Below are 18,423 nucleotides of genomic sequence, written 5' to 3' on the forward strand. Positions count from 1 at the left end.
TTTTTATGCCGTTCGTTTTTGAGGCTGTATGCCAACGTTTTCTCAGCGTCAAGTTTTGCTGGTCATCAGCTGGGTCATCATTTTTGGCGGGCTGCTGCTGGTCATCCCGCTGCGATTGCTGCCCAGCCTGCTCGCCGGGTTGCTGGTGTTCGAGCTGGTCAACATGCTCACCCCGCAACTGCAACGTTTGATCGAAGGCCGGCGCGCGCGCTGGCTGGCGGTGGCGTTGCTGGGGACTCTGATTGTCAGCGTGCTGTCGCTGATCTTCGCCGGTGCCATCAGCTTCCTGCTGCACGAGGCGGAAAACCCCGGCGCTTCCCTCGACAAATTCATGGGTGTGGTCGACCGCGCACGCGGGCAACTGCCGCCGTTCATCGACGCCTATCTGCCGGCCAGTGCCGCTGAGTTTCGCGTGGCGATTGGCGAATGGGTCAGCAAGCACCTCAGCGAGTTGCAACTGGTGGGCAAGGACGCGGCGCACATGTTCGTCACGTTGCTGATCGGCATGGTGCTGGGTGCGATCATTGCCTTGCAGCGCGTGCCGGACCTGACCAAGCGCAAACCGCTGGCTGCAGCGCTGTTCGATCGTCTGCACCTGCTGGTCCAGGCGTTTCGCAACATCGTGTTCGCCCAGATCAAGATTTCCCTGCTCAACACCTTCTTCACCGGGATTTTCCTGGCGGTGATCCTGCCGCTGTTCGGCATCAAGCTGCCGCTGACCAAAACCCTGATCGTGCTGACGTTCCTGCTCGGCCTGCTGCCGGTGATCGGCAACCTGATGTCAAACACCCTGATCACCATCGTCGGCCTGTCGCTGTCGATCTGGGTTGCCGTGGCGGCGCTGGGTTATCTGATTTTTATCCACAAGCTCGAATACTTCCTCAACGCGCGCATCGTCGGCGGGCAGATCAGTGCCAAGTCGTGGGAGTTGCTGCTGGCGATGCTGGTGTTCGAGGCCGCGTTCGGCCTGCCGGGAGTGGTGGCGGGGCCGATTTACTACGCGTATCTGAAGAGTGAGTTGAAGCAGGTGGGGATGGTTTGATCCGAAAGATGCAGGCTCTGGTCTGACGCTTTCGCTGGCAAGCCAGCTCCTACAAGGGCGACGCAATCCTGTAGGAGCTGGCTTGCCAGCGAAGGGGGAACCACTGAATCTGGATCAGTCCATCGAGCCGTAACGCTTGGCCGCTTCAATCGCCAGACCACTGCCGATACTGCCAAAGATATTCCCTTCCACATGCCGCGCATTCGGCAACATCGCCGAAACACTGTTGCGCAGCGCCGGAATCCCGCTCGAGCCACCGGTGAAGAACACCGTATCGACCTGATCGACCCGCACATCGGCGTCTGCCAGCAGTTGGGTGACGCTGTTGCGCACCCGCTCCAGCAGGCTGTCGATGGCCGACTCGAACAGTGCACGGCTCAAGTCCACGCTCAGGCCCGCTTCAATGCGATCCAGTGGCACGTGACGGTTGTCGGCGTGGGTCAGCTGGATCTTGGTTTCTTCCACTTCCATGGCCAGCCAGTGCCCGGCGCGCTGTTCGATCAGCTTGAACAGGCGATCGATGCCGCCGGTGTCCTCGATGTCGTAGCGCATGCTGCCCAGGGCCAGTTGCGACTTCTGCGAGTAAACCGAGTTGATGGTGTGCCAGGTCGCCAGGTTCATGTGGTGGCTGGTGGGCATGTAGGCGCCGCTCTTCATGCGGCTGCCGTAGCCGAACAGCGGCATCAGGCCTTGCAGGCTGAGCTGTTTGTCGAAGTCGGTTCCGCCGATGTGCACACCGCCGGTGGCGAGGATGTCCTCGTGACGGTTATCCACACCCCGACGCTCCGGCGACAGGCGCACCAGCGAGAAGTCGGAGGTACCACCGCCGATGTCGACGATCAGTACCAGCTCTTCTTTCTCGATGGTCGACTCGTAGTCGAACGCGGCGGCAATCGGCTCGTACTGGAACGAGACTTCCTTGAAACCGATCTTGCGCGCCACGTCTACCAGGGTGTCTTCGGCTTCTTTGTCGGCCATCGGGTCATCGTCGACAAAAAACACCGGCCGACCCAGTACCACTTCTTCGAACTCCCGACCGGCGGCCGCTTCGGCGCGGCTCTTGAGCTGGCCGATGAACAGCCCGAGCAGGTCCTTGAACGGCATCGCCGTGCCCAGGACGCTGGTGTCGTGCTTGATCAGCTTGGAACCCAGCAGGCTCTTGAGCGAGCGCATCAGGCGGCCTTCGTAGCCTTCCAGGTACTCGTGCAGCGCCAGCCGGCCGTACACCGGGCGACGCTCCTCGATATTGAAGAAGACCACCGACGGCAGGGTGATCTTGTCGTCCTCCAGCGCGATCAGCGTTTCCACGCCGGGGCGCAGCCAGCCGACAGTGGAGTTGGACGTGCCAAAGTCGATACCCAAGGCACAGGCTGGAGATGCGTTGTTCATGTCTTTCAGGTTCCGGTTAAAAAACGGCCGCGCAGTGTATGTCAGAGCGCGCCAGATTCGAAGGCCGGTTATTTGCTAATTCTTCGCAGACAATGCCTTGAAAGATGGGGCATCCCCCCCAAACTACCCTGCATCAACCGGACAGCCGCGGGAGTGCTCGCAAGAAGCCCCGCCTGCTGCCGATAAACTTCTGCTGCGCTGCCCGGTCACAAATTTGAGATCGGTCAAACCAATGGCTGCAAACAAGCGCATGCTGTGGCCTGTGGCGCGATTCTGATAACGGATGGTGATTCCTTCGATGGACTTCAAAGACTATTACAAGATTCTCGGTGTGGAGCCGACCGCAGACGACAAGGCGATCAAGGCCGCCTATCGCAAGCTGGCGCGCAAATATCACCCCGACGTCAGCAAGGAAAAGGACGCCGAGGCCAAGTTCAAGGACGCCTCGGAAGCCTATGAAGCGCTGAAAAGCGCCGATAAACGCGCCGAATACGATGATTTGCGCCGCTATGGCCAGCACGGCCAGCCATTCCAGGGGCCACCGGGCTGGCAGAGCCGTGGCGGTTTCGGTGGTGGCGGCCAGGACACGGGCGATTTTTCGGACTTTTTCAGTTCGATATTCGGTAATCGTGGGCCAGGCTTTGGTGGTGGTGGACAGTCGCGTCGCAGCACCGGACGCCGAGGGCAAGACGTGGAAATGGAGCTTGGGGTTTTTCTCGAAGAAACACTGTCGACCGAGTCGAAGAAGGTCACCTTCCAGGTACCGCAGTACAACGCGGCCGGCCAGCATGTGAGCAACACCAGCAAAAGCCTGAACGTGAAGATCCCCGCCGGCGTGAGCGACGGCGAGCGCATTCGCCTCAAGGGGCAGGGCGCTCCGGGCGTGGGTGGCGGCGCAAATGGCGACCTGTACCTGACGATCCGTTTTGCCCCGCACCCGAAATTCGATGTCGAAGGCGAGAACCTGATCATCACCTTGCCGCTGGCACCGTGGGAACTGGCACTGGGTGCCGAAGTCGCCGTGCCGACCCTGACCGGCAAGATCAACCTCAAGGTACCGGCGGGCAGCCAGAACGGCCAGCGCATGCGCGCCAAGGGCCATGGCCTGATGAACAAGGCCGGTGAGCGCGGTTACCTGTTCGTACAACTGAAGGCTGTCATGCCCAAGAAGTCCGACGATGACATCAAGGCCCTGTGGCAGGAACTGGCGAAAAAAGCCGCGTTCGATCCGAGAGAACACTTCTGAACCCAGACATGGAGTAGCCCGTCATGAGCAGCCCCCTGATCGTTCAACTGAACCTGGCAGAATTTTGTGAGGCGGCCGATTTGTCGGACGTCCATGTGATCGAAATCGTCGAACACGGCATCCTCGAACCTCAGGGCGCCCAGCCCAAGGACTGGCGATTCAACGATTATGAGCTGACCCTGGCCAAACGCGCCGTCAAGCTGCGGTGCGATCTGGAGCTGGAATGGGAAGGCGTCGCCCTGGCGCTGGACCTGCTTGAAGAGGTCCAGCAGCTGCGGGCGGAGAATCGAATGCTCAAACAGCGGTTGGGGCGGCTGCTGATCGAGTAAGAGTTCTGGTGTTTTTGTGTTGGCTGCCAGGTTGCTTTCGCAAGCAGGTGATTGCTGTGAACACAGGATTTGTGAACAGCACGATCCATTGCAGGAGCGAGCTTGCTCGCGATGAACGATAACGCGGTCCCCCTGCCCCATATTGTCCTGGGGAACACCACCGCCGATAAAAGCAGGCACATTCGTGGTTGTGTGGTGCGGTAAATAGATATTTTCGGCACCTGGATTTTCGAATGCACAGGGCTGTTTTTGTACATTGAACCAACGATTATTTGCGCTTTTGTTCACGGGACAAACGCATAACGATAGGGCCCCAATCAATGGTTTGAAGGTGTTCAAGACATGCCTGAATTGCAAGGAAGCAATCCAACAGGGCCGTCAAGTCCGGCAACAAAGGAAGACAACGGGGTTCATCACCAACGGATAAAACCGTTGATCCCCAAGGCGATTACCGAAGCACCACGGGCCAGGCTCCTGACGGCGGTGGATGTACCGCCGACGTTCCCTGCCTGGTATCTGAAAGCCCGGCCGGTGGACCGCGACTATCTCAAGCAACTCATCGACGAGCGCTGGCGCCTGCAAGGGCGGCTGGATGAATTGCTCGGCGATTTGCAGCACGACATCAAGGCCTTTGCCGAGCCGTTGCTCAAAACCCTGTTGCTCTCGAACTTCAACGAACATGGCAATCCTAATGACCTGCAATTGCGCCTGTATGTGCCGAACAACATCGCCGGTGTAATCGATACCCAGGCCAGTACCATCCGTCACTCCACGCTGCTCGAAGCGGCGCTGCACAACTTCGAAGAGGATGAAACCCGTGATGATGCGTTTCGCAGCGGCTCCGCGGTGTTACGCAAGGACTTTCGTGGCGACCTGCACGAGATCAAGGTCATCACCCCGCAAAGATTGGCGACGCTGTGTCGGCGCCTCGACATTGGCGGGCAATACCAGACCCACATCAAGTCATTGCTCACCCCCGCAGATGCCAATGCCGCTCGCCTGCTCAAGGAGCATTCGATCGCCAGTGACAAAGCGGCCCTCAAACTGGCGTCGACGACGGCGTATCTCAAGGGCGATATCGGCCTGCACGGTTACGCAACGATCGGCGGATTGATCGACGGCAAGTCTGATATCCAGTGGTATGGCCGTCCGCTGCAAAGTCATCGTTTGTCGCTAATGGGCTGCCAGATGACCGGCGTTGTGCTGTTCAGCGCGGTGGCCGAACCAACGGCGGTCAAAAGCGCCATTGATGAGCTGACGCCCGATGCACGCAAGCAATGGCTTGATTTCTCCCGACGGGCAACTTCCTCGCTACCCAATGGCTTCGATACCTTTCGCCTGCTCAAGGCTTTTTTCGCCAACGGCCCGAAAGGCGTGGTGGAAGAGATGCTGCGCAAGGACGAAATCTACAGCCAGAATCGGCTGAGCGGGCATTTGATCGCCTGGGTACCGGATGACCCGGATCATCCGCTGAAGGAATATGCCTCGCTCACCGACTTCATGAAAACGCTGATCGGCCAACTGCGTGAAAGTGACTACCAGGGTTTTTTCAGTCGTTTTGTCGCGCAGAAAGACAAGGCGATTTTTTTCAGCCGGGTCAATGAACGGCTCAAGACCATCACCTGGCAACAGCGCGAACCGCTGGACATGGGGCCATGGTGGCGAGAAACGCCGGTCGAAAACCCTGATGCGGAACCTGTCACTCATCTGATCAGCGACGACCTGTGGGACCGTCTGTTTCGTGAGCGCCGCGACAAAGCCATCGCCGATGCCCGATTGATCGCGGTGCCGACCGATGACGAAGACGCCAATGCTCGCTGGAAACGCCTGAGCGGCTATCTGGACATCGCCTGGAACCTGTTCAACTTTGGCGCAATGCTGGTGCCAGTGCTGGGGCCGGCCATGCTGGGCCTGATGGCTGCGCAATTGCTGGCGGAGCTGGTCGAGGGCATTGAAGACTGGAGCAAGGGTGACGTCGAAGAGGGCGCGGCGCATATCAACAGTTTCTTGATCAACGGTGCGCAATTGGCCCTGATGTTCATGGGGTACGTGCTGCCCAAAAGCCCCACGCCGATCAGACCATCACCCCTGATCGACAGCCTTAAACCGGTGGAACTGTCCAACGGAAAAACGCGTCTGATCAAACCCGATCATGCACCTTATGCGCACCGCCTGACGCTGCCCGAAACCGCAACACCCGATGACCTCGGCGTCATCGAGCATGACGGGCGCAAAGTGCTGCCGCTCGAGGGTAAGCAATTCGTGCTCAAGGAGGATCCGCTCACCGGACAGCCTCGACTGCAACATCCCAGGCGGCCGGATGCCTATCAGCCGAACATCGAACACAACGGTGCTGGCGCCTGGCACACGGAGTTCGAACAACCGATGGAATGGGACAAGGGCAAGCTGTTGCGGCGTCTCGGTCCATCAGTGGATGGGATCAGTGACGAAGTGCTGGAGCAGGTGCGGCATGTCAGCGGTGTCGAGGAAGGCGTACTACGTCGTATGCATGTCGAAAATGATCCACCGGCGCCCTTGCTCATGGATACGCTGAAGCGCTTCAAGGCTTACGCGGACGCCGACAAGCTCAGTGCGCAAATCCTGAATGGTCAGGTGCCGCAGGAACTGTCGGAGAAAGTGACGGGGTTTGTTACTGCGTTACATGGCTGGCCAGAATCCAGGGCCCTGGTGCTGGAAGCCGATGCCGCTTCGGGCCGACCGTCACTGAGTTTCGGTGCAGCTGAGGCTACGCCTGAAAATACCCTCAACATTTCCCGGGCTGATGTTTGCGAAGGCCGACTGCCGACACGAGTGGTTGACGCCCTCAGCGAGGCGCAATTGCAGGACTGGTTCGGCAGTGAAGTTGCGAAAGAACGCTCGGCGCGTATTGCCGAGCTGAAAAAACGCATCGCCCGCCAGGCGCAAGACAGCCAAAAAACACTGTTCGATACGTTGTACGAGGCCCGGGAAACCACCAGCGATGCACGGATAAACCTGCTGAAGCGGGATTTTCCGGAGCTGTCGAACGCCGCCGCACAAGCCCTGCTGGACGATGCCGCTGAAGCCGAGTTGTTGAAGTTGACCCGAAACAGACGGATCCCGTTGCGCTTGCGCGAAATGGCGCGCAAGTCTGTGTTCGGCTTGCGTTTGAGTCGCGCCTATGAAGGGCTTTATCTAGACGGATTGAGTAATGCCGACACCGACCGGCTGGCGCTGCATACCCTGGCAAACTGGCCGAAATGGCCAAAGGAGATGCGCATCGAAGTCCGTGCGTTCTCCTTCACCGGCGCACTGCATGACAGCGTTGGTCCGGTCGATGCCTCGGTGCGCAAGGTGTTGGTCATGCGCGAAGACGGGCGCTATGAAGCTTACGACCATGAGGGTGGCCATCTGCATGGAGCGGACGATCTGCACGGGGCATTGCTGCATGCCTTGCCCGATGCCGACCGCAAAACGCTGGGGTTTGAGATCAATCAGGGGGCGCAACTGCGTCAGGCTGTTAAACAATCGCCGCTGTCACACGACACGTTCTCGAAAACCCTGTTGGATCATCCGATACGCAAGCCCGCTTACGACCCGCAGATCATGCGTTTGCGTGGCGGAATGCGCGCTTACAGGGGGCGCTCACAAGACCCGGATCTTTTGCGAATGCGTATAAGCTCACTGCTTCCAGGTCTGGATGACAGTCAGGTACAGGCGCTTCTGAATACTTTTGGTGAGTGGGCCGACCAGCGAGTGACTGCGCTGGAAACCGGGTTCGACCGCTTCAATGATTCGATGCGTTCTTGGGTCAACCAACCTACCCAATCCTGGCGTCTTTCGCCCGAGGGAGTCGCGGAGTGGAAATCCAGAAACGATCTCTACACGAAGCTCCGCCGCTGCTTGCAGCGCACCGGACCGGCGGGCGTTGAGGTACCCGGCATCGTGGCGCCGCAGGCACTGAATCTGGATGGTTTTCCTCTGGACAGGCATTTGGCGACGATGCCTGAACTGTCGGTCAGTTTTGATCACGTAACCGAACTCAGCCTGAACAATGTACGACTGCGTGATGAGCATGTCCGATTCCTGCGGCCATTCCGGCAATTGCGGCAGTTGAACATGACGCAAAACAGATTGACCCGGTTTCCTCAAGAGATCGGCAACATGCGCCAGCTGACTCATCTGGTGCTCAGCGATAACAACATCTCCCTGGACAGCGAGGGAATCGCCCACCTCAGGGGACTGACCCGCTTGCACCTGTTGCGCCTGGATAACAACCCGTTACGCTTGCCGCCTGATGTCAGTCGTATGCCCAACTTGCAGGCGATTACCCTTAACCATGGCCAGCTCAATACCTGGCCCACGGGTTATCTTGGCCGCAATCGCCCGCGTAGCATTTATCTGAACCTTGAGTTCAACGTGCTTACGCAAATTCCCGAAGTGGCGCCCGGTTCCTTCCGTGCGGAGTTGCTGGCGCGCACATTCTTTACTCGTGAGGAGGGCTGGATTTCGCCCGAGAACCTTGAACGGGTGCGCACGTACATCGAATCGATCGGTCTGGACCCTGATCGAGCCTATCCCCCACGCGGTGTTCTCGACAGTTCCGAATGGGGGGAAGGGCTGAGCAACGCAGAATGGAATGCGAAACAGGAGATCTGGGACAGCGTCGAAGACGAGTATGGCTCGCTGCCGTTTTTCAATGAAATCCGGCGGCTGACCGAGTCCTATGATTTCAAGGCCGACGACAAAAGTTATCGTATCGGACTCACCGCCAAAGTGTGGCGCATGCTAGAGGCCATGGCCGAAAGAACCGAGTTACGGGAAAAGCTGTTTGCCGAGGCGACCAGCACCACCAACTGTGTTGATGGTGGTACTCAGTTGTTCAATGCCATGGGCGTCGAGGTATTAGTGCACGAGGCCCGTGCATTGGCCAATCCGGGGCTGGTGGAAGCCGAGCTGCTGCAGCTGGCGAGGGGCAAGGCGCGTCTGGACGAACTGGGCAGGATTGCCCGCGAGCGTGTCGCTGAGCGCTTGCGGGCCGGAGAAACTTTTTATCGCCCTGGAGCTGAAGGTGGAACCATCGATGAAGTCGAGGTGCATTTGGCTTACATGACGGATCTGGCGGAACGCCTGGATCTGCCATGGCAAGCGCGAGGCATGCAGTTTCGGGCTATTTCCAAGGTGAGCAAGGAGATGATCGAGGCGGCCTGTCAACGCGTGCTGGCTCTGGAAGAAGGGGGCTTGCTGACTGAGCGGATCCTTGAGCAACCGATCTGGCAAACCTTCATGGAAACGACCTATCGGCAAGAATTCGATGCCCTCAAGCTGAGGCTGGAAAACGCTGAGGATGAAGACATATTTCAGGCCATCAAGGCACTCGAAAAAACGTTGACCCAGCAGGCTCTGGGCCGAGCCAAACTGGACAAGGTGAACACCAAAATCGGTAGCTGACCCACAAGCCCCGAACGCCTGGCGTCCGGGGCTTCTTGCATTGCTCAGAACAGGAAGTAGCGCTGGGCCATCGGCAAGCTTTCCGCCGGCTCACACCACAGCAACACACCGTCAGCCTTGACCTGATAAGTTTGAGGATCGACGTCGATGTCCGGCAGGTAATCGTTGTGGATCAGGTCGGTTTTCTGCACGTCGCGGCAACCTTTGACCACGGCGATTTTTTTCTTCAAACCCAAGGCTTCAGGCAGTCCGGCCTTCTGTGCAGCCTGGCTGATAAAGGTCATGCTGGTGGCGTGCAGCGAACCGCCGAAGCTGGCGAACATCGGGCGGTAATGCACCGGTTGTGGCGTCGGGATAGAGGCATTGGCGTCGCCCATCAGGCTGGCCGCAATGGCACCACCCTTGAGAATCAGCGTCGGTTTCACGCCGAAAAACGCCGGGCGCCAGAGCACCAGATCGGCCCATTTACCCACTTCCACCGAGCCCACTTCATGGCTGATGCCGTGGGTGATCGCCGGGTTGATGGTGTATTTGGCGATGTAGCGCTTGGCGCGGAAGTTGTCGTTGCCTTCGCCGTCAGCGGGCAATGGGCCACGCTGCTTTTTCATTTTGTCGGCGGTCTGCCAGGTGCGCGTGATGACTTCGCCGACGCGGCCCATGGCCTGGCTGTCGGAGCTGATCATCGAGAACGCGCCGAGGTCGTGGAGGATGTCTTCGGCGGCAATCGTCTCGCGACGAATGCGGCTTTCGGCGAAGGCCACGTCTTCGGCAATGCTCGGGTCGAGGTGGTGGCAGACCATCAGCATGTCGAGGTGTTCGTCGATGGTGTTGCGGGTGAACGGCCGGGTCGGGTTGGTGGAGCTCGGTAGTACGTTGGCAAAACCGCAGGCCTTGATGATGTCCGGCGCGTGACCGCCACCGGCACCTTCGGTGTGATAGGTGTGAATGGTGCGGCCCTTGAAGGCGGCGAGGGTGGTTTCGACGAAGCCCGACTCGTTGAGGGTGTCGGTGTGGATCGCCACCTGCACATCGTACTGATCGGCCACGCTCAGGCAATTGTCGATGCTCGCCGGCGTGGTGCCCCAGTCTTCGTGGAGCTTGAGGCCGATGGCGCCGGCCTTGACCTGTTCGATCAACGGCTCCGGCAGGCTGGCGTTACCCTTGCCGGTCAGGCCGATGTTCATCGGGAACGCGTCGGCAGCCTGAAGCATGCGCGCCAGGTGCCATGGCCCGGAGGTGCACGTGGTCGCATTGGTGCCGGTGGCCGGCCCGGTGCCGCCGCCGATCATGGTGGTAACGCCGCTCATCAACGCCTCTTCGATCTGCTGTGGGCAGATGAAGTGGATGTGGGTATCGATGCCGCCGGCGGTGAGGATCATGCCTTCACCGGCGATCACTTCAGTGCTGGCGCCAATGGCGATGTTGACGTTGGGCTGGATGTCCGGGTTGCCGGCCTTGCCGATCGCCGCGATGCGCCCGTCCTTGAGTCCGACGTCGGCCTTGACAATGCCCCAGTGATCGATGATCAGCGCGTTGGTGATCAGGGTATCGACGACCTCGGCGGCCAGTAACTGGCTCTGACCCTGGCCGTCACGGATGACTTTACCGCCACCGAATTTCACTTCTTCGCCGTAGGTGGTGAAGTCCTGTTCCACTTCGATCCACAACTCGGTATCGGCCAGACGGACCTTGTCACCGACGGTGGGGCCGAACATGTCGGCGTAGGCTTGTCTTGAGATTTTCATGCGCTTGCCTTGGGATTCAATTGATTTGGAGACCGCTCGCATTACTCGCTATCGCAGCCTCGCTGCGCTCGGCAGCTCCTACGGGTGTTCACACAGCATTCGCGCGCCCGGTCCCTGTAGGAGCTGTCGAGCGAAGCGAGGCTGCGATCTTTTGGGAGCACCGCATTTGTCAGTCGAGGTCACCCATGATTCGCCCGGCAAAGCCGAACACCCGACGATGCCCCGCCAAATCCACCAACTCCACCTCACGGGTCTGCCCCGGTTCGAAACGCACCGCCGTGCCAGCCGGGATGTTCAGGCGCATACCACGACTGGCGTTGCGGTCGAACGACAGCGCGTCGTTGGTTTCGAAAAAGTGGTAATGCGAGCCGACCTGGATCGGCCGATCACCACTGTTGGCCACTTTCAGACTGATCGTGCGCCGACCGACGTTGAGCTCGATCTCGCCTGGCTGGATCTGGTATTCACCGGGAATCATCAATGGGCTCCTTGGAGAATCTTGTAGTAGAGGGCAGTCGGCTTGTAGCGGCCGCTCGGGTCGCAGGCGTAATCGGGAATTTCACCGGCGCGGGTATAGCCCAGCGATTGGTAGAAGTCTTCGGCGGGCGAGCCGGCTTCGGTGTCGAGATAAAGCATGCCGCGCTTGTGCTGCAGGGCGGCCGCCTCCAGGGCACTCATCAGTTGCTGGCCCAGACCGCGACGCCGCGCATGTTCGCGCACCAGCAGCTTCTGCACTTCGGCGCGGTTCAGGCCGTTGGCTTTCTGGCACAAACCCAACTGCACGCTGGCCTGGACCTGTTCGTCCTTGACCACCACCCACAGCAACACATTGCCCTTGTTCAGGTTCTCCTGAACCTCATCGAAATACGCACGCGCCTGGATGGCATCGAGTTCAGCCATGAAGCCGACACTGGCGCCATAGCCGACGGCATCGAGCAGCAGGTCGATCAGGCCCTGACGATAATGCGCAAAGCTTTCTACGTTGACGCGTCGCAGTTGGGCGGCGTTCATCGGGGATTACTCCTGGTTGATGCTTGGCGGCTGCGCGCCGGGATTCAGGGTCAGTTGCATGAAGGTCAGGTCCAGCCAGCGACCGAACTTGGTGCCGACCTGCGGCATTTGCCCGGTGGTGATAAAGCCGATGCGCTCATGCAAGCGAATGGAGGCAGCGTTAGCGCTTTCGATAGCCGCGACCATCACGTGCTTGTCGCAGCCTTTGGCGCGTTCGATCAGCGCTTGCATCAGTTGCGGGCCGAGGCCGTTGCCGCGCTGGTCGCTGCGCACATAGACCGAGTGCTCGACGGTGTGGCGGAAACCGTCGAAGGGCCGCCAGTCGCCGAACGAGGCGTACCCGAGCACCGTGTCGTCGGCATCGACGATCACCAGAATCGGATAAGCCTGGGATTGCCGGGCGTTGAACCAGGCCTGGCGGTTGTCGAGGTCGACCGCGTGCTCGTTCCAGATCGCCGTGGTGTTGAGCACCGCGTCGTTGTAGATGTCGCGGATGGCCGGCAGATCGGCATGCACGGCATCGCGGATGTGGTAAGTCATGGCGCGGCCTCAGGCGATGGGTTGGTGGACGGTGACCAGTTTGGTGCCGTCGGGGAAGGTGGCCTCGACCTGGACTTCCGGGATCATTTCCGGGATTCCTTCCATCACTTGTTCGCGGGTCAGCAGGGTGGTTCCGAAGTGCATCAGCTCGGCCACCGTCTGCCCGTCGCGTGCGCCTTCAAGCAGCGCGGCGCAGATGTAGGCCATGGCTTCCGGGTAATTGAGTTTCACGCCGCGAGCCAAACGCCGCTCGGCCACCAGGCCTGCGGTGAAGATCAGCAGCTTGTCTTTTTCGCGTGGGGTCAGGTCCATCGTTTGAGATCCATAATCGGCAGTTAAAAAGGTCTTGAATTTGTTAGGCCGACCCCCTGTAGGAGCTGGCTTGCCAGCGAAGGCGTATTTGCGGACGCCAAAAGCTTCGCTGGCAAGCCAGCTCCTACAGGAATCGGTGTCAGGTGTTCCATATTCTGGGCGGTATGGCTTCGCGACCCAGCAGGGCGGGGCGCAACAACTTCCAGAGTTCAATCAGCCAGCCTCGCGCCAACAGCGCCTCACTGGCCAGGCATCGGGCAACCAGCAACCCCGGCAATTGGGTCAAATCCCCGCGCACGTCGTCGGGCAGCGAGCGGCAGGTTTCCAGCAGTTCGCTATCGATCTCACCCGTCACCAACAACGTCGCAAACACCGGTTGCCCGTCCAGCCCGATGGGCGAATCGAGCAAGCCGTCCGCCCCGACAACGCGCTGGCGTTCATGCCAGAGCAACTGGCCGTCGCGGCGGATATCCAGATGTGCCTGGAAGTGCCCAAGGTCGAAGCGCTCGCCACTGGCCGGCCGGCCCAGCGCCACGACGTCCCAATAGAACAGCCGTGCATCGCCTTCAAGGTCGATGCAGGTGCTGAGTTCAGCCTGGGCCGCGCTGAAAATGATCGTCTCCTGGGGCAGCCATTCCAGTGTCGCACCGGCTGCCACCTTCAACTTCAGCTGCTGATAGGCGGGGCCGGCGGCGCGATACCACTTGGCCGCGCCGGGGCTGGTGATCTGCGCCCAGGCATCGCGCTCGACGCGGGCTGAAATATCCAGCCGATCACCGCCGGCAATCCCGCCTGGCGGGTGGACGATGATGTGTTGGCAGACTTCAGGCCCTTCGGCATACAGATGCTTCTGTACCCGCAGCGGGCCCAAGTGGCGGCGCTGGACCGGACGTGTGCTATCGCCGAAGCGGGCGTAACCCAGCTCCAGCTCGGCGTGCCAGCTCGGGGTGAACAGCGTTGTTTGGGCAGGTAAATTCATGATTTCTAATTATCGTTAGGTCGCTAAAGATTAGATCGTAACCAGACCGCGCACACCCTCGGCTTCCATATTTTCTCCGCGACCCTGTTGCACGATCTCGCCTCGGGACATCACCAGGTACTGGTCAGCCAGTTCGGCGGCGAAATCGTAGAACTGCTCCACCAGCAGAATCGCCATGTCGCCCCGGGCTGCGAGTTTTTTGATCACGGCACCGATCTCCTTGATTACCGACGGCTGGATGCCTTCGGTGGGCTCGTCGAGGATCAGCAGACGAGGGCGGCTGGCCAGCGCCCGGCCAATGGCCAGTTGCTGTTGCTGGCCACCGGACAGGTCGCCGCCGCGCCGTTGCTTCATTTGCAGCAGCACCGGGAACAGTTCGTAGATGAAGGCAGGGACTTCCCTGGCTTCGCTGCCGGGAAAGCGCGACAGCCCCATCAGCAGGTTTTCTTCCACGGTCAGGCGGCCGAAAATTTCCCGGCCCTGCGGTACGTAAGCGATGCCGGCATGCACACGCTGGTGCGGCTTGAACGTAGTGATCGGTTTACCTTCCCAGTTCACTGCGCCCTCCTTGGGCGGCAGCAAACCCATCAGGCATTTGAGCAGGGTGGTCTTGCCTACGCCGTTGCGCCCGAGCAGGCAGGTGACTTCGCCGACCTTCACGTCAAATGTCAGGCCGCGCAGGATGTGGCTTCCGCCGTAATACTGGTGCAGTTTGTCGACTTGCAGCATTTTCAAATACTCCTCAAATCCCCGTAGGAGCTGCCGAAGGCTGCGATCTTTTGATCTTCAAAAGACAGATCAAAAGATCGCAGCCTCGTTTCACTCGACAGCTCCTACAAGGGATACAAATCAGCGACCGAGATACACCTCGATCACCCGCTCGTTGTCCTGCACCTGCTCCAGTGATCCTTCGGCCAGCACACTGCCCTGATGCAGCACAGTAACGTGGTCGGCAATCGAACCGACGAAGCCCATATCGTGCTCCACCACCATCAGCGAGTGCTTGCCGGCCAGGGTCTTGAACAGTTCGGCGGTGAATTCGGTTTCGGCATCGGTCATGCCCGCCACCGGCTCGTCGAGCAGCAGCAATTGCGGGTCCTGCATCAACAACATGCCGATCTCCAGGAACTGCTTCTGGCCGTGGGACAACAGGCCCGCCGGGCGATTGACCGAAGAGGTCAGGCGAATGGTCTCCAGCACTTCGTCGATGCGGTCTTTCTGCTCGCCGCTCAAACGCGCCCGCAGGCTTGCCCACACCGACTTGTCGGCTTTCTGCGCCAGCTCAAGGTTTTCAAACACGCTCAAGGCTTCGAACACCGTCGGCTTCTGGAACTTGCGGCCGATACCCGCCTGGGCGATCTGCACTTCGCTCATTTGCGTCAGGTCCAGGGTTTCGCCGTACCAGGCCTTGCCGTGACTGGGACGGGTCTTGCCGGTGATCACGTCCATCAGCGTGGTCTTGCCCGCGCCGTTGGGGCCGATGATACAGCGCAGTTCGCCGACGCCGATGTACAGGTTCAGATTGTTCAGCGCGCGGAAGCCGTCGAAGCTGACGCTGATGTCTTCCAGGGTCAGGATGGTGCCGTGGCGGGTGTTGAGGCCGGGGCCGACACGCTGGCCGAGGCCGATGGCATCGCGGCTGCTGCCGGCGTCCTTGTTGGGCTCCACAGGAAAAAAAGCCGGTTCGAGCATGAATTCAGCGGTTGCAGTGACTCTCATTGCTCACCTCTTTTCTTCAACAGGCCGATCACACCCTTGGGCAGGTACAGGGTCACGACGATGAACAGCGCGCCGAGGAAGAACAGCCAGTACTCGGGGAACGCCACGGTGAACCAGCTCTTCATGCCGTTGACCACGCCGGCACCGAGCAGCGGACCGATCAACGTGCCGCGGCCGCCAAGGGCCACCCACACCGCTGCTTCGATCGAGTTGGTCGGCGACATCTCGCTCGGGTTGATGATCCCGACTTGCGGCACGTACAGCGCGCCGGCCAGACCGCATAACACCGCGCTCAGCACCCAGACGAACAACTTGAAACCGCGCGGGTCGTAGCCGCAGAACATCAGGCGGTTCTCCGCATCGCGAAGCGCGGTCAAGACCCGGCCGAACTTGCTCTGCGCCAGGCGCCAGCCGATGTACAGGCTCGCCACCAGCAACAGCACAGTGGCGAAAAACAGCACCGCGCGGGTGCCCGGTTCAGTGATGCCAAAGCCGAGAATCGTACGGAAGTTGGTGAAGCCGTTGTTGCCACCGAAGCCGGTTTCGTTGCGGAAAAACAGCAGCATCCCGGCGAAGGTCAGGGCCTGGGTCATGATCGAGAAATACACGCCCTTGATCCGCGAACGGAAGGCGAAGAAACCGAACACCAACGCCAGCAACCCCGGCGCCAATACCACCAGGCACAGGGTCCAGAGGAAGCTGCTGGTGCCGGTCCAGAACCACGGCATTTCGGTCCACGACAGGAAGGTCATGAACGCCGGCAGGCCATCGCCCGAGGCCTGACGCATCAGGTACATGCCCATGGCATAACCACCGAGGGCGAAGAACAGGCCGTGGCCGAGGGACAGCAGGCCGGCATAACCCCAGACCAGATCGAGCGCCAGTGCGACGATGGCGTAGCAAAGAATCTTGCCCACCAGCGTTAGCGTGTAGGCGGAGACATGCAGCGTACTGTCCGCCGGTAACAGCGACAGCAGCGGCAATGCCAGCAACAGAACGAGGATCACCACACCTACGGCAATCGTGACTTTCGGGCCGGCTTTTTGTGTGGCCTTGAGCATCAGGGGCTGGTTCATCAGTCGATCACCCGTCCTTTGAGCGCGAAGAGGCCTTGCGGACGTTTCTGGATGAACAGAATGATCAGCGCAAGGATGAGGATCTTGCCGAGCACGGCACCGATCTGCGGTTCGAGAATCTTGTTGGCGATCCCCAGGCCGAACGCCGCCAACACGCTACCGGCCAACTGACCGACACCGCCGAGCACCACCACCAGGAACGAGTCGATGATGTAGCTCTGGCCGAGGTCCGGGCCGACGTTGCCGATCTGGCTCAGGGCCACGCCACCGAGGCCGGCGATGCCCGAGCCGAGGCCGAAGGCGAGCATGTCCACGCGCCCGGTCGGGACGCCGCAGCAGGCGGCCATGTTGCGGTTCTGCGTGACGGCGCGAACATTCAGGCCGAGGCGAGTCTTGTTCAGCAGCAGCCAGGTCAGCACCACCACAAACAGCGCAAAGGCAATAATGACGATGCGGTTGTACGGCAGCACCAGATTGGGCAGCACTTGAATGCCGCCCGACAGCCACGCCGGGTTGGCCACTTCGACGTTCTGCGCGCCGAACACCAGTCGAACCAGCTGAATCAGCATGAGGCTGATGCCCCAGGTGGCGAGCAGGGTTTCCAGTGGGCGGCCATAGAGATGGCGAATCACCGTGCGCTCAAGCGCCATGCCGATGGCAGCGGTGACGAAAAACGCCACGGGCAGCGCGATCAGCGGATAGAACTCGATGGCCTGCGGAGCGAAGCGCTGGAACATCAGTTGCACCACATAGGTCGAGTAGGCGCCGAGCATCAGCATCTCGCCGTGGGCCATGTTGATCACGCCGAGCAGGCCGAAAGTGATCGCCAGACCGAGGGCGGCGAGCAGCAGAATCGAGCCCAGCGACATACCGCTGAATGCCTGGCCGAGCATCTCGCCGACCAGCAGTTTGCGTTTGACTTGAGCGAGGCTGGTTTCAGCGGCGGTATGCACATTGGCATCGGCTTCAACGCCGGGATCGAGCAAACCTTCGAGGCGGGTGCGGGCCAACGGGTCGCCGGTTTCGCCGAGCAGACGTACAGCGGCGAGGCGTACGGCCGGATCTGCGTCCACCAATTGCAAGTTGGCCAAGGCGAGGCTCAATGCCGCGTGAACACCTTCATCCCGTTCGCCAGCGAGCTGCTGGTCGAGGAATTTCAACTGCGCCGGTTTGGCGCTTTTCTGTAAATGCTGCGCAGCTACCAGACGAGTTTTGGCGTCGGCGGTGAGCAACTGATGGCTGGCCAGCGCGGTGTCGATCAGCCCCCGTAGGCGGTTGTTCAGGCGCAGGGTTTTCGGTTGGCCGTCGATGGTCAATTCGCCTTGTTGCAGGGCATTGATCAACTTGCTACGGGCCGGGTCGGGCTGCGCGGCCCAGGTTTCCAGCAACTTGGCCTGCTGCACGGGATTGGCGGCGACGAAGTCTTCGGCGTCACCGGCGTGGGAGGCCATCGGCAACAGCAGTGCGATGGCGAGGATGAAGCGGTAAATGGCAGTGGGCATAAAGAGTCGCCTTGACGCGGACATTGTAGGAGCGAGCCTGCTCGCGAAAGCGGTCTGACATTCACCTTCAATGTCGACTGTCAGAGCCTCTTCGCGAGCAGGC

General features: G+C 60.2%; 15 protein-coding genes. 4 read left to right on the top strand and 11 right to left on the bottom strand.

Features of this window, described 5'->3' with window-relative positions; translation table 11 throughout:
• Positions 1–28 precede the first annotated feature (28 nt).
• Positions 29–1,042 carry an AI-2E family transporter gene (locus AC1DWG_RS15255; protein WP_477763636.1) on the top strand — a complete coding sequence of 338 codons (1,014 nt, stop codon included), beginning with the start codon at positions 29–31 and terminating at the stop codon, positions 1,040–1,042.
• Positions 1,043–1,156: 114 nt separating this feature from the next.
• Here the strand turns inward: AC1DWG_RS15255 and AC1DWG_RS15260 are convergent, their stop codons facing one another.
• Positions 1,157–2,431: an Hsp70 family protein gene (locus AC1DWG_RS15260; protein ID WP_477753460.1), complete on the bottom strand. Its 1,275-nt coding sequence runs from the start codon at positions 2,429–2,431 to the stop codon at positions 1,157–1,159.
• 298 nt (positions 2,432–2,729) lie between these two features.
• Between AC1DWG_RS15260 and AC1DWG_RS15265 the strand changes: the two genes are divergently transcribed.
• From AC1DWG_RS15265 to AC1DWG_RS15275, 3 genes are all read left to right on the top strand, one after another.
• Complete coding sequence (locus AC1DWG_RS15265; RefSeq protein WP_111284472.1) at positions 2,730–3,677, top strand: DnaJ C-terminal domain-containing protein; 948 nt, start codon at positions 2,730–2,732, stop codon at positions 3,675–3,677.
• Between the two features lie 23 nt (positions 3,678–3,700).
• Positions 3,701–4,006: a chaperone modulator CbpM gene (locus AC1DWG_RS15270; protein ID WP_477753459.1), complete on the top strand. Its 306-nt coding sequence runs from the start codon at positions 3,701–3,703 to the stop codon at positions 4,004–4,006.
• A 342-nt stretch (positions 4,007–4,348) separates the two neighbouring features.
• Positions 4,349–9,436 carry an NEL-type E3 ubiquitin ligase domain-containing protein gene (locus tag AC1DWG_RS15275; RefSeq protein ID WP_477787957.1) on the top strand — a complete coding sequence of 1,696 codons (5,088 nt, stop codon included), beginning with the start codon at positions 4,349–4,351 and terminating at the stop codon, positions 9,434–9,436.
• A 44-nt stretch (positions 9,437–9,480) separates the two neighbouring features.
• Here AC1DWG_RS15275 and ureC read toward each other — a convergent pair whose 3' ends face one another.
• The 10 genes from ureC to urtB form a co-directional block, all read right to left on the bottom strand.
• Positions 9,481–11,181, bottom strand: a complete 1,701-nt coding sequence (ureC, locus tag AC1DWG_RS15280) for an urease subunit alpha (RefSeq protein WP_477763634.1) — start codon at positions 11,179–11,181, stop codon at positions 9,481–9,483.
• Between the two features lie 169 nt (positions 11,182–11,350).
• A complete protein-coding gene (locus AC1DWG_RS15285) occupies positions 11,351–11,659 on the bottom strand; it encodes an urease subunit beta (RefSeq protein WP_477753484.1) in 309 nt (102 codons plus the stop codon).
• Positions 11,659–12,192 carry a GNAT family N-acetyltransferase gene (locus AC1DWG_RS15290; protein ID WP_477759993.1) on the bottom strand — a complete coding sequence of 178 codons (534 nt, stop codon included), beginning with the start codon at positions 12,190–12,192 and terminating at the stop codon, positions 11,659–11,661. The genes AC1DWG_RS15285 and AC1DWG_RS15290 overlap by 1 nt, the downstream gene beginning before the upstream one ends.
• A gap of 6 nt (positions 12,193–12,198) precedes the next feature.
• Positions 12,199–12,732, bottom strand: coding sequence for an N-acetyltransferase family protein (locus AC1DWG_RS15295; protein WP_477753269.1), 534 nt, complete (start codon positions 12,730–12,732; stop codon positions 12,199–12,201).
• 9 nt (positions 12,733–12,741) lie between these two features.
• Positions 12,742–13,044: an urease subunit gamma gene (gene ureA, locus AC1DWG_RS15300; RefSeq protein ID WP_477753268.1), complete on the bottom strand. Its 303-nt coding sequence runs from the start codon at positions 13,042–13,044 to the stop codon at positions 12,742–12,744.
• A gap of 139 nt (positions 13,045–13,183) precedes the next feature.
• Complete coding sequence (locus tag AC1DWG_RS15305; RefSeq protein WP_477787958.1) at positions 13,184–14,023, bottom strand: urease accessory protein UreD; 840 nt, start codon at positions 14,021–14,023, stop codon at positions 13,184–13,186.
• Between the two features lie 30 nt (positions 14,024–14,053).
• Positions 14,054–14,752, bottom strand: coding sequence for an urea ABC transporter ATP-binding subunit UrtE (gene urtE / locus AC1DWG_RS15310; RefSeq protein ID WP_477753266.1), 699 nt, complete (start codon positions 14,750–14,752; stop codon positions 14,054–14,056).
• 120 nt (positions 14,753–14,872) lie between these two features.
• Positions 14,873–15,742 carry an urea ABC transporter ATP-binding protein UrtD gene (gene urtD / locus AC1DWG_RS15315; RefSeq protein ID WP_477763633.1) on the bottom strand — a complete coding sequence of 290 codons (870 nt, stop codon included), beginning with the start codon at positions 15,740–15,742 and terminating at the stop codon, positions 14,873–14,875.
• Positions 15,739–16,818: an urea ABC transporter permease subunit UrtC gene (gene urtC / locus AC1DWG_RS15320; protein ID WP_477763632.1), complete on the bottom strand. Its 1,080-nt coding sequence runs from the start codon at positions 16,816–16,818 to the stop codon at positions 15,739–15,741. Before urtC ends, urtD begins: the two co-directional genes overlap by 4 nt.
• Positions 16,818–18,320 carry an urea ABC transporter permease subunit UrtB gene (gene urtB, locus AC1DWG_RS15325; protein ID WP_477763631.1) on the bottom strand — a complete coding sequence of 501 codons (1,503 nt, stop codon included), beginning with the start codon at positions 18,318–18,320 and terminating at the stop codon, positions 16,818–16,820. Before urtB ends, urtC begins: the two co-directional genes overlap by 1 nt.
• Positions 18,321–18,423: the final 103 nt, after the last annotated feature.

This window comes from Pseudomonas sp. P4_B3 (assembly GCF_056402295.1).

Bases quoted from the DNA above. Each gene is read 5' to 3' on its own strand.
- AC1DWG_RS15265 (WP_111284472.1), top strand. From the start codon at position 2,730: ATGGACTTCAAAGACTATTACAAGATTCTCGGTGTGGAGCCGACCGCA.
- ureA (WP_477753268.1), bottom strand. From the start codon at position 13,044: ATGGACCTGACCCCACGCGAAAAAGACAAGCTGCTGATCTTCACCGCA.
- AC1DWG_RS15290 (WP_477759993.1), bottom strand. From the start codon at position 12,192: ATGAACGCCGCCCAACTGCGACGCGTCAACGTAGAAAGCTTTGCGCAT.
- AC1DWG_RS15295 (WP_477753269.1), bottom strand. From the start codon at position 12,732: ATGACTTACCACATCCGCGATGCCGTGCATGCCGATCTGCCGGCCATC.
- urtE (WP_477753266.1), bottom strand. From the start codon at position 14,752: ATGCTGCAAGTCGACAAACTGCACCAGTATTACGGCGGAAGCCACATC.
- AC1DWG_RS15260 (WP_477753460.1), bottom strand. From the start codon at position 2,431: ATGAACAACGCATCTCCAGCCTGTGCCTTGGGTATCGACTTTGGCACG.
- urtC (WP_477763632.1), bottom strand. From the start codon at position 16,818: ATGAACCAGCCCCTGATGCTCAAGGCCACACAAAAAGCCGGCCCGAAA.
- ureC (WP_477763634.1), bottom strand. From the start codon at position 11,181: ATGAAAATCTCAAGACAAGCCTACGCCGACATGTTCGGCCCCACCGTC.
- AC1DWG_RS15285 (WP_477753484.1), bottom strand. From the start codon at position 11,659: ATGATTCCCGGTGAATACCAGATCCAGCCAGGCGAGATCGAGCTCAAC.
- urtB (WP_477763631.1), bottom strand. From the start codon at position 18,320: ATGCCCACTGCCATTTACCGCTTCATCCTCGCCATCGCACTGCTGTTG.
- AC1DWG_RS15275 (WP_477787957.1), top strand. From the start codon at position 4,349: ATGCCTGAATTGCAAGGAAGCAATCCAACAGGGCCGTCAAGTCCGGCA.
- AC1DWG_RS15255 (WP_477763636.1), top strand. From the start codon at position 29: ATGCCAACGTTTTCTCAGCGTCAAGTTTTGCTGGTCATCAGCTGGGTC.
- urtD (WP_477763633.1), bottom strand. From the start codon at position 15,742: ATGAGAGTCACTGCAACCGCTGAATTCATGCTCGAACCGGCTTTTTTT.
- AC1DWG_RS15305 (WP_477787958.1), bottom strand. From the start codon at position 14,023: ATGAATTTACCTGCCCAAACAACGCTGTTCACCCCGAGCTGGCACGCC.
- AC1DWG_RS15270 (WP_477753459.1), top strand. From the start codon at position 3,701: ATGAGCAGCCCCCTGATCGTTCAACTGAACCTGGCAGAATTTTGTGAG.